The organism is Methylobacterium sp. Leaf94 (assembly GCF_001426045.1).
GTDB lineage: Bacteria > Pseudomonadota > Alphaproteobacteria > Rhizobiales > Beijerinckiaceae > Methylobacterium.
Map to the genome: position 1 here is coordinate 100316 of NZ_LMRM01000023.1, position 14580 is coordinate 114895.

The following is a 14580-nucleotide window of genomic DNA, read 5'->3' on the forward strand; positions in this document are numbered from 1 at the left end:
GCCGAGCCCACTGCCGTCGCGGCGCCGGACGCGATGCCCGTCGAGCGGACGCGGCTGGAGCCGGCCGCCGAGGGCCTCGCGCCACCGCCCGTGTCGCGGCGCGCCTGGGTCATCCGCAACGCGCGGGCGATGTTCCACCTCGCCATCGAGCGCTCCTACACCCGCGTCGGCCTCGTGGGCCTCGCCTTCACGCTGGTGTTCGGCACCATCGCCGGCCGCCTGATCCTCGGGGCGGCCTTCCCGGAGGCCGACAACGGCGACCGCCGGATCGCGGCCGCCGCCACCACGGCGATCCGGCCCGACATCGTCGACCGCAACGGCGAGATCCTCGCCACCGACATCCGCACGGTCTCGATCTTCGCCGAGCCGCGCAACATCTACGACAAGGACGAGGCGGTCGAACTCCTCACCGCCGTGCTGCCGCAGATCAACGCCACCGAACTGCGCGCCAAGCTCTCCACCAAGAAGGGCTTCGTCTGGGTCAAGCGCGAGATCACGCCGAAGCAGCAGGCCGAGGTCCACCGCCTCGGCATCCCGGGCATCGGCTTCCTGCCCGACCACAAGCGCGTCTACCCGAACGGCGTGGCCGCGGCCCACATCCTCGGCGTGACCAACCTCGACAACATCGGCATCGCGGGCATCGAGAAGTACATCGACAACCAGGGCAACAAGGCCCTCAACGATTTCGGCCTCGTGGCCAAGCAGACCGACCTCGCGCCGATCCAGCTCTCCATCGACCTGCGCGCGCAGTTCGCCGTGCGGGACGAGCTCGCCTGGGGCCTGGAGCACTTCAAGGCCAAGGCCGCCGCCGGCATGATCCTCGACGTCCAGACCGGCGAGGTCATCGCGCTCGCCTCCCTGCCGGACTTCGACCCGAACGACCCGGCCGATGCGCTCAACCCCGACCGCATCAACCGCATGAACGTCGGCGTCTACGAGATGGGCTCGACCTTCAAGGCGATGACCCTGGCGATGGCGCTCGATTCCGGCAAGTACAACGTCAACTCGACCTTCGACACCCGCGGCGGCGTGCTGAACTGGGGCCGCCAGAAGATCCACGAATATCACGGCACCAACCGGGTCATCACCATGCCGGAGGTGTTCACGCACTCGTCCAACATCGGCTCGGCCAAGATGGCCCTCGGCATCGGCGTGCCCGGCCACAAGGCCTTCCTGAAGAAGATGGGCCTGACCGACCGCATGCGGACGGAGCTGCCCGAGAGCGCCGAACCCCTGGTGCCGCCGCGCTGGACCGAGATCAACACCATCACCATCGCGTTCGGCCACGGCCTCGCGGTGGCGCCGATCCAGGCGACCGCGGCGGTGGCGGCCATCGCCAATGGCGGCTTCCTGATGACCCCGACCTTCCTCAAGACCACGCCCGAGGCGGCGATGGCCAAGGCCACCCGGGTGCTCAAGCCCGAGACCAGCGAGGCCATGCGCTTCATCATGCGCCTCAACGCCGTCGAGGGCTCGGCCAAGAAGGCCGCGATCCCGTACTACTTCGTGGGCGGCAAGACCGGAACCGCCGAGAAGGTGATCCACGGCCGCTACGTGAAGAACCGCCTGTTCACGACCTTCATGGCCGCCGCCCCCATGAACAACCCGAAATACCTCTTCGTCACCATCATGGACGAGCCGCAGGGCCTGCCGGAATCCGGCGGCTACGCCACGGCGGCCTGGAATTCCGGCGTCGTCACCGGCCGGACGATCGAGCGGGTCGCGCCCATCCTGGGCCTGCCGCCGCAATTCGATTCGCCGGCGAAGCCCTTCCCCCTCATGGTGAAGCTCGGCGCCTACCATGCCACGCAGGTGGACGGGCGATGAGCGGGCCGACCCTCGGCGGGCTCTTTCCCGAGGCGGAGGCCGGCCTCGCCGGCTTGCCGGTCGCGGGGCTCACGGCGGACTCCCGCAAGGTCGCGCCGGGCTTCGTCTTCGTCGCCGTGCCCGGCACCGTCGCGGATGGCCGCCGCTTCGCCGCGGACGCCGCGACCGCCGGCGCCGTGGCGGTGGTGAGCGAGGGCGCGCGGCCGAAGGGGCTCGACGGGCGCGTGCCCTACGTCGCCGTGGCGGACGTGCGCCGCAGCCTCGCCCGCGCGGCCCGGGCCTTCTCGGGCCGGCAGCCGGCCCAGGTGGTGGCGGTGACGGGGACGAGCGGGAAGAGCTCGGTCACGGATTTCGTGCGCCAGATCCTCGCCCGCCTCGGCGCCGAGGCCGCGAGCCTCGGCACGGTGGGCATCGTCACCAACCGGGGCGCCACCTACGGCTCCCTGACCACCCCCGACCCCGTGACCCTGCACGCCACCCTGGCGCGGCTGGCCGAAGACGGCATCGCCTACCTGGCCATGGAGGCCTCCTCCCACGGGATCGAGCAGCGCCGCCTCGACGGGGTCGAGCTCGCCGCGGTGGGCTACACCAATCTCGGGCGCGACCACCTCGACTACCACGCCACCATGGACGATTACCTGGCGGCCAAGCTGCGGCTGTTCACGACCCTGGCGCAGCCCGGCATCCCGGCGGTGATCAACCACGACGGCGCCTATGCCGACGTCGTGGTGGCGGCCGCCGCCGCCCGCGGCCTCGACGTCCACACCACGGGGTCGAAGGGCGACACGGTGCGGCTGGTCTCCGCGCGCACCGAGGGCTTCCACCAGCACCTCGCCCTGCAGGCGCCCGGTCCCTCGGGCCGGCTGCAGGACTACGCCGTGCGCCTGCCGCTGGTCGGCGGCTTCCAGGTGGAGAACGCGCTGCTCGCCGCCGGCCTTGTCCTGGCGACCCCCGCCGGCCGGGCCGACCCGGCGGGCGTGATCGCCGCCCTCGACCACCTCACCGGCGTGCCGGGCCGGATGGAGCGGATCGGCGAAGCGAATGGCGGCCTGTGCCTCGTGGACTACGCCCACAAGCCGGAGGCCCTTGAGGGCGTGCTGACCGCCCTGCGCCCCTTCGCGACGGGGCGCCTGCGCCTCGTCTTCGGCTGCGGCGGCGACCGCGACACCGGCAAGCGCCCGATCATGGGCGCCATCGCGGCGGACAAGGCGGACGTCGTCATCGTTACCGACGACAATCCGCGCAGCGAGGACCCGGCGGCGATCCGCGCCGCGATCCTGGCCGCCGCCCCGGGCGCCATCGAGATCGGTGACCGGGCCGAGGCGATCCGTACCGCCGTGCGGGCCCTGGAGCCCGGCGACGTCCTCGTGGTGGCCGGCAAGGGCCATGAAACCGGCCAGATCGTGGGGTCACAGGTTCTGCCCTTCTCGGACCACGACGTCCTCCGGGCTGCGATCGCGGAACGCTCAGCATGACCCAAACGACCCCGCCCGGCACGGCCCCGCTCTGGAGCGGCGAAGCCCTGGAGGCCGCCACCGGCGGCACCCTCCTGGGCGCGCGCAGGCCGATCACCGGCGCCTCGATCGACACCCGCACGCTGGAGCCGGGCGACCTGTTCTTCGCCATCCGGGGCGAGGCCCGGGACGGGCACGACTTCGTCGCGGCCGCCCTGGCGCGGGGTGCCGGCGCGGCCGTGGTCGCCGCCGACCGGGCGCAGGCCTTCGCCGAAGCCGGGCCGGTGCTGGCGGTGGCGGGGGCGGGCGACGACCCGGTCCTCGACGCCATGCGGGCGCTCGGCGCCGCGGCCCGCGCCCGAACCGACGCGGGCATCGTCGCGGTGACGGGGTCGGTCGGCAAGACCGGGACCAAGGAGGCCCTGCGCCACGTCCTGTCCGCGCAGGGGGCGACCCACGCCTCCATCGCCTCCTACAACAACCACTGGGGCGTCCCCTTGACCCTGGCGCGGATGCCGGCCCAGACGCAGTTCGGCGTGTTCGAGATCGGAATGAACCACGGGGGCGAGATCGTGCCGCTCACCGCGATGGTGCAGCCCGACATCGCCCTGATCACGACGGTCGAGCCCGTCCATATCGAGCACTTCGCCTCCGTGTCGGCCATCGCCGACGCCAAGGGCGAGATCTTCTCGGGCCTGAAGGCCGGCGGCACCGCGATCCTCAACCGCGACAACCCCCACTATGCCCGCCTCCTCGCCCATGCCCAGGCCTCGCGGGCGGGCCGGGTCGTCAGCTTCGGCGAGCACCCGGAGGCGGATGTCCGCGCGCAGCGCATCGTCCTGCGCCCCGACCTCTCGGTGGTGGATGCGGTGGTGATGGGCATCCCGGTGACCTACCAGCTCGGCACGCCGGGCCGGCACACGGCCATGAATTCCCTCGGCGTGATGGCGGTGGTGCATGCGCTCGGGGCGGACCTCGCCCGCGCGGCCCTGTCGCTGGCGGCCCTGCGCCCGCCCGTCGGCCGCGGCGAGCGCACCGCCCTGGCGATCGGGGCGGGCGAGGCCTTCCTGGTCGACGAGAGCTACAACGCCAACCCGGCCTCCATCCGCGCCGCCCTGGCGACGCTCGCCGGCATCGAGACCGGCCCGCGCGGGCGCCGCATCGCGGTGCTGGGCGACATGCTCGAACTCGGGCCCGAGGGCGAGGCCCATCACCGCGACCTCGCCGGACCGGTGGAGACGGCGAAGGTCGACCTCGTCTTCACGGCCGGCCCGCTGATGCGAAACCTGTTCGAGGCCCTGCCGGTGAGCCGGCGCGGCGCCTGCGCGGCGACCTCGGCCGACCTCCTCGAGCCCGTGCTCTCCGCGCTCCGTCCCGGAGACGCCGTGATGGTGAAGGGCTCGAACAGCATCCGCATGGGCCGGATTGTGGAAGCGCTCAAAGCCCGTTACGCGAACGCCCAAGCCGAACCGCCGCACGCCGTCGCGCGCTGAGGCGACCGTCATCACGGCCGGGGAGGGGGCGCGGCGCGCCCCCGGTCTCCGGCCGATTCCGAATCGAACCACGGCCGGGTGCTGGATGCTGTATCTCCTGTCGGACTTGAGCGGCACCGTCTCCGCCCTCAATGTCTTCCGCTACATCACCTTCCGCACCGGCGGCGCGCTGTTCACGGCGGGCCTGTTCGTGTTCTGGTTCGGGCCGCTGATCATCTCCTCGCTGCGCCTGCGCCAGGGCAAGGGCCAGCCGATCCGTGAGGACGGCCCCCAGTCGCACCTGCTGACGAAGCGGGGCACTCCGACCATGGGCGGCCTGATGATCCTGGCCGGCTGCGTGGTGGCGATCCTGCTCTGGGCCAACCCGCGCAACCACTACGTCTGGGTCACCCTGGCGGTGACGCTGGGCTTCGGCGCGATCGGCTTCTACGACGACTACCTCAAGGTGACGAAGCAGTCGCACAAGGGCTTCTCGGGCAAGTTCCGCCTGCTGCTGGAAGCCTGCATCGCCATCGCGGCCTGCGTGCTGATCGCGGTCTACTCGCCTCCGACCCTGCAGAACCAGCTCGCCTTCCCGATCTTCAAGGACGCGCTCCTGAACCTCGGCTGGTTCTACGTGCTGTTCGCCGCCTTCGTGATCGTCGGGGCCGGCAATTCGGTGAACATGACCGACGGCCTCGACGGCCTCGCCATCGTGCCGGTGATGATCGCCTGCGGCACCTTCGGCGTCATCGCCTACCTCGTCGGCAACGTCTTCACGGCGGGCTACCTCCAGGTGAACTACGTCCGCGACACCGGCGAGCTCGCGGTGGTCTGCGGCGCGGTGATCGGGGCGGGGCTGGGCTTCCTCTGGTTCAACGCGCCCCCCGCCCAGGTCTTCATGGGCGATACCGGGTCCCTGGCGCTGGGCGGTCTCCTCGGCACCATCGCGGTGGCGACCAAGCACGAGATCGTCCTGGCCATCGTGGGCGGCCTGTTCGTGCTGGAGATGATGTCGGTCATCATCCAAGTCGCGTCATTCAAGCTGACGGGCAAGCGGGTCTTCCGCATGGCGCCGATCCACCACCATTTCGAGCAGAAGGGCTGGAAGGAGCCGCAGGTCGTGATCCGCTTCTGGATCATCGCCGTGATCCTGGCCTTGGCCGGCCTCGCCACCCTGAAGCTGCGCTGATCCGCATGACGCCCGTCACCACCTTCGCCGGCCAGAAGGTCGCCCTGTTCGGCCTCGGCGGCTCCGGCCTCGCCACCGTCCGGGCGCTGATCGCCGGGGGCGCCGACGTGCTGGCCTGGGACGATTCCCCGGAGAGCACGGGCCGCGCCCGCGACCAGGGCATCACCGTCTTCGACCTGAACGAGGCGGACTGGAGCGGCTTCTCGGCCCTCATCCTCGCCCCCGGCGTGCCCCTGACACACCCGGCGCCGCACTGGACGGTGGAGAAGGCCGGCGCGGCCGGCATCCCGGTAATCGGCGACATCGAGCTGTTCTGCCGGGAGCGCCGGGCGCGCGCACCGGGCGCGCCCTTCGTCGCCATCACGGGCACCAACGGCAAGTCCACCACCACGGCGCTGATCGCCCACATCCTCGCCTCCGCCGGGCGCGACGTGCAGATGGGCGGCAACATCGGCACCGCGATCCTGTCGCTGGCGCCGCCGGCGCCGGACCGCATCCACGTGATCGAACTGTCGTCGTTCCAGATCGACCTGACGCCGAGCCTCGACCCGAGCCTCGGCATCCTCCTCAACATCACGCCGGACCACCTCGACCGCCACGGCACGCTGGACGCCTACGCCGCCATCAAGGCGCGGCTGGTGGCGGGCGCGGAATGCGCGATCGTCGGCGTCGACGACGACCTCAGCCGCGCCATCGCCGACGACCGCGTCGGTCCCCTCGTGCGCATCCACGTGGGAACGCCCGAGGCGGGCTTCGACGGCCTGTCCGCCCGCGACGGGACGGTGTTCGACGCCGATGGCACGCCCCTCGCCGATCTCGGCGGGATCGGGTCGCTGCGCGGGGCGCACAACTGGCAGAACGCGGCGGTGGCCGCGGCCTGCGTCCGCGCCCTCGGGATCGATGACGCCGAACTCGTCGCCGGCCTGCGCAGCTTCCCCGGCCTGCCGCACCGGATGGAAGCCGTCGGCCGGCGCGGACGCGTGCTCTTCGTCAACGACTCGAAGGCCACCAACGCCGATTCCACCGAGAAGGCGCTCACCGCCTTCCGCGACGTTCACTGGATCCTCGGCGGCAAGGCCAAGGAGGGCGGCATCGCCCCCCTGGCGCCCCTCTTCGATCGCGTCGCCCACGCCTACCTGATCGGTGCGGCGAGCGACGCCTTCGCCGCCACCCTGGAGGGCCGGGTGCCCTACACGGCCTGCGGCACCCTCGCGGTCGCCACCGCCCGGGCGGCCGAGGCCGCCGCCGCGTCGGAGGCGGCCGAGCCCGTGGTGCTGCTCTCGCCGGCCTGCGCCTCCTACGACCAGTTCCGGAGTTTCGAGGATCGTGGGGATCAGTTTCGGAATCTGGTGCGCGCGCTGCCCTGAGGCCGGCCGGGCGCGGAATCGCGATCCAAATTCTCAATCATTCTGGCGTCCCATCCTGCGGGTGTAGCGCGGTCCCGCCCTGTCGGCGGCGCGGGGATGGGTTGAGTGCATGGCGTCCACGATGGCACCCGGCGCGTCGCGCTGGCAGGCGGGAGCCTGGGCCCACATCCCCGTCCTGAAGGTGCTCCGACGCCTGGCGACGCTGCTCCTCGTCGCCTTCATCTTCTTCGCCTGCTTCGCCTTCTCGGACACCTCGCCCTACGACGTGGTGGCGATCCCCACCATCGTGCTCTGGCTCTGCCTCGGCCTGCGCCTGCACCGGGGCATGGTGCCCCTGATCGGGCTGCTGATCCTCTATGTCGGCGCGATCACGGTGGCGCTGATGCCCTATGTCGACCAGCCCCTGTCGGTCACCTGGACGATCCAGCTCGCCTACCTCGCCATCACGGGCGTGTTCTTCGCGATGCTGTTCTCCGACGACACGCAGGCGCGGATGGAGCTGGCGCTCAAGACCTTCGTGGCGAGCTGCCTGTTGTCCAGCGCCTTCGGCATCGTCGGCTACTTCGGATACATCCCGACCGAGGACCTGTTCTACAAGTACGGCCGCGCCTCGGGCACCTTCCAGGATCCGAACGTCTTCGGTTCGTTCCTCACCCTGGGCGCCCTCTACCTGATGCACGGCCTCCTCCTCGGTACCAGCCGGCGCCCGGTCCTCTCGTCGGCGATCCTCATGGTGATCGTGGCGGGCATCTTCCTGTCGTTCTCGCGCGGTTCCTGGGCGGGCTCGCTCATCGCCGTCGCCGTGATGGTCGGCAGCGTCTACACCACCACCCCCTCGGCGCGCCTGCGCCGCCGCATCGTCACCCTGACGGTGCTGGCCCTCGTCGCCACCACGGTCGCCATCGTCGGCCTGCTCTCGATCGGCGACACCGCAGAGATGTTCTCCCAGCGCGCCGCGGTCACGCAGGACTACGACACCGGCGAGACCGGGCGCTTCGGCAACCAGCTGCGCGGCCTCAACATGCTGGTGGACGAGCCGCTCGGCATGGGTCCCCTGCGCTGGCGCCTGATCTTCGCCCTGGAGCCGCACAACACCTATATCGGCAGCTTCGCCAATGGCGGCTGGCTCGCCGGCGTCGCCTTCGTCGGCCTCGTGCTGACGACGAGCGTGGTCGGCTTCCGGCTGATGCGCCACGACACGCCCTATCGCCGCCACGCCCAGATCGTCTGGCCGGCCCTGCTGATGTTCTTCCTGCAGGCTCTCCAGATCGACATCGAGAAGTGGCGCCACGTCTACATGATGCTGGGCATGATCTGGGGCCTGGAAGCCGCCCGCCTGCGCTGGCGCGCGGGCGGGGCACGGGGCTGACGCGGCTGGGCGCGGGCGGGGGGCTCAGCCCCCCGCGGGCTCCGATGCCTCTGGCTCCTCCGGTTCCGGATCGGCCGTCCAGGCCGTGGCGAAGGCCGCGAGGTGGCGGGCATCCGCGAAGGCCAGGACGGTGACCGCCCGGTCGGCCGGCATCGCGCCGGGATAGGGCGCCAGCAGCACCTTCTCCTCGGAGAACCGGGCGCCCGGCGCGTGCTCGGCGAGCCAGGCTTCGGCCTCCGGGGAGAGCCGGCTCGGATCGGCCGGGTCGCGCGCCCGCGCGTCGCCGCGCAGCACGAGGACGTAGGAGCCGAGCGCCGGATTGCGCTGCTGGACCGCTTTCACGATGTCGAGAAACATGCCGATCGGGTTCCGATTGTGCTCAGTGCAGCTTCACGCGCGACTCGGTGCGCCGGGTCAGCGCCCGGGCGACCGCGTCCAGGGTCGTCTTCACGGTGCCGTGCAGGGCCTGCTCGTGCATCTTGTACAGCGAGCGGTACATCATCCGCGCGAACAGCCCGGCGATGAACATGTTCTTGCCCTTGATGAACCCCATCAGGCTGCCGACCGTCGAGTATTCGCCCAGCGAGACCAGCGAGCCGAAGTCGCGGTACTTGAAGGCTTTCAGCGGCTTGCCGGCCATCTTGTCGGGGATGATCTTGATGAGGTGCGAGGCCTGCTGGTGGGCCGCCTGCGCCCGGGGCGGGATCGGGGTATCCGAGCCCTTCTCCACGAGATAGGCGCAGTCGCCCATCGCGAAGATGTCCGGGTCGCGGGTGGTCTGCAGGGTCGGGGTCACCACGAGCTGGTTGTTGCGCGTGGTCTCGAGGCCGCCGATCTCGTGCAGGAACGGCGGCGCCTTCACGCCGGCGGCCCAGACCACCAGTTCGGAGGGGATGAAGCCGCCATCGGCGAGCTGGACCCCGTCGGGCCGGACCTCGGTGACGCGGGCGCCGGTGCGGACCTCGACGCCGATCTTGGCGAGGAGCTCCATGACGTCGCGGGACATCCGCTCCGGCACTGCCGGCAGGATGCGGCTCGCGGCCTCCACCAGGGTGATCTTCAGGTCCTTGGCCGGGTCGATGCGGTCGAGGCCGGTGGCCGCCACGTGGCGGGTGGTGCGGTGGAGTTCGGCGGCGAGCTCGGTGCCGGTGGCGCCGGCCCCGATCACGGTGACGTGGAGCTGGCCCGGCCGCACCGGCCCCGGCTGGGTGTGGGCCCGCAGCATCCCGTTCACCAGGCGCTGGTGGAAGCGCACCGCCTGGCTCTGGGTGTCGAGGGCGATGGCGTTCTCCTGCACGCCGGGCGTGCCGAAATCGTTGGTGGTCGAGCCCACCGCCATCACCAGCGTGTCGTAGGGGATCTCGCGGATCGGCGTGACCTCGCGGCCCTCGGTGTCGTGGCTGGCCGCGAGGTGAATCACCCGCTTGGACCGGTCGAGGCCGGTCATCTCGCCGATCCGGTAGCGGAAATGATGCCGGTGGGCATGGTGGAGGTAATCGACCGCGTGGTGGCCGACATCGAGGCTGCCGGCGGCGACCTCGTGCAGCAGCGGCTTCCAGATGTGGGTCCGCGCCCGGTCGACCAGGGTGACGTGCGCCTTGTGCGTGCGACCGAGCTTGTCGCCCAGCTTCGTGGCGAGCTGCAGGCCCGCCGCGCCGCCGCCGACGACCACGATGCGATGCAGATTGTCCTCGGTTTCGCCCGGTACCATGTCGCTCAGGTCCTCGTGTGCCGCGATTGTACGGATGCGTGCCCCCACGGCGAGCGACGCATCGTCATCCAGGGGTTCAGCTTAGAAGGATTGCCGGTGGACCGCCATTCCCGTCACGCCGGCGCGCCCGGCTGGCGCAGGGGATGGGCCCGGGCGAAGGCGTCCTGGGCGAGGCAATCCTCGGCGATCCGGCGGACCGTCGGGAAGGGGCCCGTGTCGACGCCGAAGATGCCGGTGCCGACCCAGAGGCTGACGAGGCAGAGATCGGCGTGGCTCACCGCGTCGCCCTGCGCGTAGCGCCCGGTCCCGGGCTCCTGGGTGAGGCGTGTCTCCAGGGTCTTCAGGCCGGTCGCCATCCAGTGGCGCACGAAGTCGAGCATGCGCTCGCGCGGCAGGTCGTAGCGCTCCATCAGGAAGTTGCGCACCCGCGGCACGTAGAGCGGATGGGTGTCGCAGGCGACCACCTGGGCCAGGGAACGGGCGCGGGCCCGCGCGCGGGGCTCGCCGGGCAGCAGCGGGGTGGCCGGATGGATGTCCTCGAGGTAGTCGAGGATGGCGAGCGACTGGATCAGCGGCGGCCCGTCGCCGTCGAAGAGCGCCGGCACCGCCCCCTGCGGATTGATCGCCAGGAAGTCCGGCTTGAACTGCTCGCCGGCATCGAGGTCCAGGAAGACCTCCTCGTAGGCGATGCCCTTGAGGTTGAGGGCGACCCGGACCCGGAACGCCGCGGCCGAGCGCCAATTGCCGTACATCTTCATGCGCGCAACGTTTCCTCTTGGCGGAATCTTATCCGTCTCTTATCGCCCCGGACCACACCCGACATCGCGTCCGCCCGCAAGCCCGTTCTGCCGGCGAATGGCCATCGCGGGCACGATTTGGCAGCGCCGTGATCCTCGCGCATAGGAGAAGGCGAGGTGTCCATCCTCGGCCGATGAGTGACGCGATGCAGATCGAAACGCCCTACCTGATGTTCCTCGGCGACGTGCCCGATCGTCTCGCCGCCAAGACCGCCTACGGCATCAAGGACTGGCGTCCCGAATGGTGCGTCGGCCAGCTGCGCCTGCCCGGCTGCGCCGCCGACCTCGGGATCCCGGACCTCACCCTGGTCGAGGCCGTGACGAAGGGCTGCCGCACGATGGTGATCGGCGTGGCCAATGCGGGCGGCGTCCTCCCCGAGCACTGGGTCGCCGAGGTGGTGGCGGCCCTGGAGGCCGGGCTCGACATCGCCAGCGGGCTGCATGCCCGTCTCGGGGCGGTGCCGGCCATCGCCGAGGCCGCCGAGCGCCACGGGCGGCAGCTGCACGACGTGCGCCACACCTCCGAGACCTTCGCCACCGGCAAGGGCACCAAGCGGCCCGGCCGACGCCTGCTCAGCGTCGGCACCGACTGCTCGGTGGGCAAGAAGTACACCGTGCTCGCCCTGGAGCGCGGCATGCGCGAGCGCGGCCTCGACGCGGATTTCCGCGCCACCGGCCAGACCGGCGTCTTCATCTCCGGGCGCGGCGTCGCCATCGACGCGGTGGTGGCCGACTTCATCTCCGGCGCCGTCGAGTGGACCGCCCCCGCCGCCGCGCCGGACCACTGGGACCTGCTCGAAGGGCAGGGCTCGCTGTTCCACCCCTCCTTCGCCGGCGTGAGCCTCGGGCTGCTGCACGGGGCGCAGGCCGATGCCTTCGTGGTCTGCCACGAGCCGACCCGCACGACGATGCGCGGCGTCGAGCACGCGCTTCCGACGATCCGGCAGGTCATCGATCTCACCGTCCAGCTCGGCCGCCTGACGAACCCGGACATCCGTCCGGTGGGCATCGCCGTCAACACGCAGGACCTGGCGGAGGGGGCGGCCCGCACGCTGCTCGCCGACCTCGCCCGGGACCACGACCTGCCGGCCACCGACCCGGTCCGCTTCGGCGTCGAGGCCATCGTCGACCGGATCGTGTCCGAGTTTCCCCCCGCCGCCACGGGGGCGAGCGCGTGACCCGGCGCCTCGACGTCGCGGTCGAGTCGTTCCCGATCGCCGGGGCCTTCACCATCGCGCGGGGCAGCCGCACCGAGGCGGTGGTGGTGGTCGCCACCGTCTCCGACGGGGAGGGCCGGGCCGGCCGCGGCGAGTGCGTGCCCTATGCCCGCTACGGCGAGACCGTGGAGAGCGTCGTCGCGCTGATCCGGGACCACGCCGAGGCGATCGCCATGGGGGCGACCCGGGCGGACCTGCAGGTCGGCATGAAGCCGGGGGCCGCCCGCAACGCCCTCGATTGCGCCCTGTTCGACCTGGAGGCCAAGCAGCTCGGGCGCCCCGCCTTCGCGATCGCCGGCCTGTCGGCACCGCAGGTCGCCACCACCGCCTACACCCTGAGCCTCGGGGATCCGGAGAGCATGGAGGCGGCGGCGCGCCAGGCCGCGCACCGGCCCCTGCTCAAGGTGAAGCTCGGCGGCGTCGGCGACCCGGAGCGCATCGCCGCCGTGCGGCGCGGCGCACCGGATGCGCGCCTCATCGTCGATGCCAACGAGGCTTGGCGCCCCGAGACGATCGAGGCCAACCTCGCGGCCTGCGTCGCGGCGGGCGTCGGCCTGATCGAGCAGCCGCTGCCCGCCGGCGAGGACGCGCTCCTCGCCGAGATCGCTCGGCCGATCCCGATCTGCGCCGACGAGAGCCTGCACGACCGGGCCGGCCTCGACGCCCTCAGCCGGCGCTACGATGCCATCAACATCAAGCTCGACAAGGCCGGCGGCCTCACCGAGGCGGTGATGCTGGCCCACGAGGCGCGGGCGCGGGGCTTCTCCCTGATGATCGGCTGCATGGTCGGCACCTCCCTGGCCATGGCGCCCGCCATGCTGCTCGCCCACCACGCGGACTACGTCGACCTCGACGGTCCGCTGCTCCTGGCCCGGGACCGGGAGCCGGGCCTGCGCTTCGAGGGCAGCCTGATCCATCCGCCCGAACCAGACCTGTGGGGGTGAAGGCGGCGCGTCTCCCCGCGAACGGCCCGCGCACTCGGCGGGCCGATCACCCCTTCACGACGGCGCGCAGGAGATAGACCAGCGCCGTGAAGGTCACGAGGCTGGCGGCGTAGAAGGCGACGAACCAGAGCAGCCGGCGGCCCTTGGCCCCGGAGGATCGTCCGCTCAATGCCCGTAGCCCCCGGATGCGATGTCCTCCGCCACCTTCCCGCGGAAGACCCAGTAGGCGTAGCCGGTATAGGCCAGGGTCAGCGGCATCACCACGGCGTAGCCGACGAGGGCGAATTGCAGGGCGCTGACCGCGTTGGCCGCCTGCCAGATCGTGTAGTGCGGCGGCACGATGTAGGGGAACAGGCTGATGGCGAGGCCGAGGAAGCCGAGCAGGAACAGCGCGATGGTGAGGAGGAACGGCGCCACGTGGCGGCCGTCGCGGATGCCCTGGAAGATGCCCCAGGCCACCAGGGCCGTCACCACCGGAACGGGCGCCACGTAGAGGATGTTCGGCCAGGAGATCCAGCGCCACTGGATGTCGAGACCGAGGAACGGCACCCAGGCGCTCACCACCGCCATCGACACGATGGTGGCGGCCAGGAACTGCAGGCTCTTGCGCCGGGCCCAGATCTCGAGCTCGCCCGAGGTCTTCATCACGCACCAGGTCGCGCCGAGGAGGCCGTAGCCGCAGACGAGGCCGATGCCGGTGAGCACGCTGAAGGGGGTGAGCCAGTCCAGGGTGCCGCCGGCGAAGCCGCGGCCCTCGACCTTGAAGCCCTGGACGAAGGCACCGAGCACCATGCCCTGCGCGAAGGTCGCCAGCAGTGAACCGTAGTGGAAGGCGTTGTCCCAGATGAACTGCGAGCGGTCCGCCTTGAAGCGGAATTCGAAGGCGACGCCGCGGAAGATCAGGGCGATCAGCATCAGGATGATCGGAATGTAGAGCGCCGGCAGGAGGATGGCGTAGGCGACGCTGAACACCGCGAACAGGCCCCCGCCGCCGAGCACCAGCCAGGTCTCGTTGCCGTCCCAGATCGGGGCGACCGAGAGCATCATCCGGTCGCGCCAATTGCCCTTCCGCGCCGCCGTGAACAGGATGCCGACCCCGAGGTCGAAGCCGTCGATGACGACGTACATCGCCACCGCGAGCGCCAGCAGGCCCGCCCAGACCACGGGCAGCCAGAAGGCGGCGCCCTCGTATTCCATCCCGTAGCCGAACATCCGCTGGATCCCTCGCCG

The 14580-nt window shown here is 71.3% G+C and carries 13 protein-coding genes; 8 read left to right on the forward strand and 5 right to left on the reverse strand.

The features are described from left to right. The first annotated feature begins 33 nt into the window (after window positions 1-33). The 6 genes from ASG63_RS13445 to ASG63_RS13470 all read left to right on the forward strand — a co-directional run bounded on the left by ASG63_RS13445 (window position 34) and on the right by ASG63_RS13470 (window position 8681). Window positions 34-1827 (forward strand): peptidoglycan D,D-transpeptidase FtsI family protein, encoded by a 1794-nt coding sequence (locus ASG63_RS13445; protein ID WP_056217450.1) that lies wholly within the window; start codon window positions 34-36, stop codon window positions 1825-1827. Further along, the gene (locus ASG63_RS13450; protein WP_056216976.1) at window positions 1824-3302 is read left to right on the forward strand and encodes a UDP-N-acetylmuramoyl-L-alanyl-D-glutamate--2,6-diaminopimelate ligase; all 1479 of its coding nucleotides are present in this window, start codon (window positions 1824-1826) and stop codon (window positions 3300-3302) included. Before ASG63_RS13445 ends, ASG63_RS13450 begins: the two co-directional genes overlap by 4 nt. Beyond that, complete coding sequence (locus ASG63_RS13455; protein ID WP_056216979.1) at window positions 3299-4774, forward strand: UDP-N-acetylmuramoylalanyl-D-glutamyl-2,6-diaminopimelate--D-alanyl-D-alanine ligase; 1476 nt, start codon at window positions 3299-3301, stop codon at window positions 4772-4774. Before ASG63_RS13450 ends, ASG63_RS13455 begins: the two co-directional genes overlap by 4 nt. 85 nt (window positions 4775-4859) lie before the next feature. Then, the gene (mraY, locus tag ASG63_RS13460; RefSeq protein WP_056216982.1) at window positions 4860-5945 is read left to right on the forward strand and encodes a phospho-N-acetylmuramoyl-pentapeptide-transferase; all 1086 of its coding nucleotides are present in this window, start codon (window positions 4860-4862) and stop codon (window positions 5943-5945) included. 5 nt (window positions 5946-5950) lie between these two features. Then, window positions 5951-7312, forward strand: coding sequence for a UDP-N-acetylmuramoyl-L-alanine--D-glutamate ligase (murD, locus tag ASG63_RS13465; protein ID WP_056216985.1), 1362 nt, complete (start codon window positions 5951-5953; stop codon window positions 7310-7312). Window positions 7313-7421: 109 nt separating this feature from the next. Beyond that, complete coding sequence (locus ASG63_RS13470; RefSeq protein WP_056216988.1) at window positions 7422-8681, forward strand: O-antigen ligase family protein; 1260 nt, start codon at window positions 7422-7424, stop codon at window positions 8679-8681. 24 nt (window positions 8682-8705) lie between these two features. Here the strand turns inward: ASG63_RS13470 and ASG63_RS13475 are convergent, their stop codons facing one another. The 3 genes from ASG63_RS13475 to maiA all read right to left on the reverse strand — a co-directional run bounded on the left by ASG63_RS13475 (window position 8706) and on the right by maiA (window position 11150). Continuing rightward, window positions 8706-9038 carry a hypothetical protein gene (locus ASG63_RS13475; protein ID WP_056216991.1) on the reverse strand — a complete coding sequence of 111 codons (333 nt, stop codon included), beginning with the start codon at window positions 9036-9038 and terminating at the stop codon, window positions 8706-8708. A 22-nt stretch (window positions 9039-9060) separates the two neighbouring features. Beyond that, window positions 9061-10392, reverse strand: a complete 1332-nt coding sequence (locus ASG63_RS13480) for an NAD(P)/FAD-dependent oxidoreductase (RefSeq protein WP_056216997.1) — start codon at window positions 10390-10392, stop codon at window positions 9061-9063. Between the two features lie 113 nt (window positions 10393-10505). Further along, window positions 10506-11150, reverse strand: a complete 645-nt coding sequence (gene maiA / locus ASG63_RS13485; protein WP_056217001.1) for a maleylacetoacetate isomerase — start codon at window positions 11148-11150, stop codon at window positions 10506-10508. A 185-nt stretch (window positions 11151-11335) separates the two neighbouring features. Between maiA and dgcN the strand changes: the two genes are divergently transcribed. Together dgcN and dgcA are read left to right on the forward strand one after the other, a co-directional pair. After that, window positions 11336-12367, forward strand: coding sequence for an N-acetyltransferase DgcN (gene dgcN / locus ASG63_RS13490; RefSeq protein WP_056217005.1), 1032 nt, complete (start codon window positions 11336-11338; stop codon window positions 12365-12367). Then, entirely contained in the window at window positions 12364-13350 is a 987-nt protein-coding gene (gene dgcA / locus ASG63_RS13495) for an N-acetyl-D-Glu racemase DgcA (RefSeq protein WP_056217008.1), read from the forward strand. The genes dgcN and dgcA overlap by 4 nt, the downstream gene beginning before the upstream one ends. A gap of 46 nt (window positions 13351-13396) precedes the next feature. Here the strand turns inward: dgcA and ASG63_RS26835 are convergent, their stop codons facing one another. Beyond that, window positions 13397-13519, reverse strand: a complete 123-nt coding sequence (locus ASG63_RS26835; RefSeq protein WP_274534737.1) for a hypothetical protein — start codon at window positions 13517-13519, stop codon at window positions 13397-13399. Then, on the reverse strand, window positions 13516-14562 hold the full coding sequence (cydB, locus tag ASG63_RS13500; RefSeq protein ID WP_056217013.1) for a cytochrome d ubiquinol oxidase subunit II: 1047 nt from the start codon (window positions 14560-14562) through the stop codon (window positions 13516-13518). The genes ASG63_RS26835 and cydB overlap by 4 nt, the downstream gene beginning before the upstream one ends. Between the last annotated feature and the right edge of the window lie 18 nt (window positions 14563-14580).

Coding starts and splice junctions, on each gene's coding strand:
- ASG63_RS13445 (WP_056217450.1), top strand. CDS start 34: ATGCCCGTCGAGCGGACGCGGCTGGAGCCGGCCGCCGAGGGCCTCGCG.
- ASG63_RS13450 (WP_056216976.1), top strand. CDS start 1,824: ATGAGCGGGCCGACCCTCGGCGGGCTCTTTCCCGAGGCGGAGGCCGGC.
- ASG63_RS13455 (WP_056216979.1), top strand. CDS start 3,299: ATGACCCAAACGACCCCGCCCGGCACGGCCCCGCTCTGGAGCGGCGAA.
- mraY (WP_056216982.1), top strand. CDS start 4,860: ATGCTGTATCTCCTGTCGGACTTGAGCGGCACCGTCTCCGCCCTCAAT.
- murD (WP_056216985.1), top strand. CDS start 5,951: ATGACGCCCGTCACCACCTTCGCCGGCCAGAAGGTCGCCCTGTTCGGC.
- ASG63_RS13470 (WP_056216988.1), top strand. CDS start 7,422: ATGGCGTCCACGATGGCACCCGGCGCGTCGCGCTGGCAGGCGGGAGCC.
- ASG63_RS13475 (WP_056216991.1), bottom strand. CDS start 9,038: ATGTTTCTCGACATCGTGAAAGCGGTCCAGCAGCGCAATCCGGCGCTC.
- ASG63_RS13480 (WP_056216997.1), bottom strand. CDS start 10,392: ATGGTACCGGGCGAAACCGAGGACAATCTGCATCGCATCGTGGTCGTC.
- maiA (WP_056217001.1), bottom strand. CDS start 11,150: ATGAAGATGTACGGCAATTGGCGCTCGGCCGCGGCGTTCCGGGTCCGG.
- dgcN (WP_056217005.1), top strand. CDS start 11,336: ATGCAGATCGAAACGCCCTACCTGATGTTCCTCGGCGACGTGCCCGAT.
- cydB (WP_056217013.1), bottom strand. CDS start 14,562: ATGTTCGGCTACGGGATGGAATACGAGGGCGCCGCCTTCTGGCTGCCC.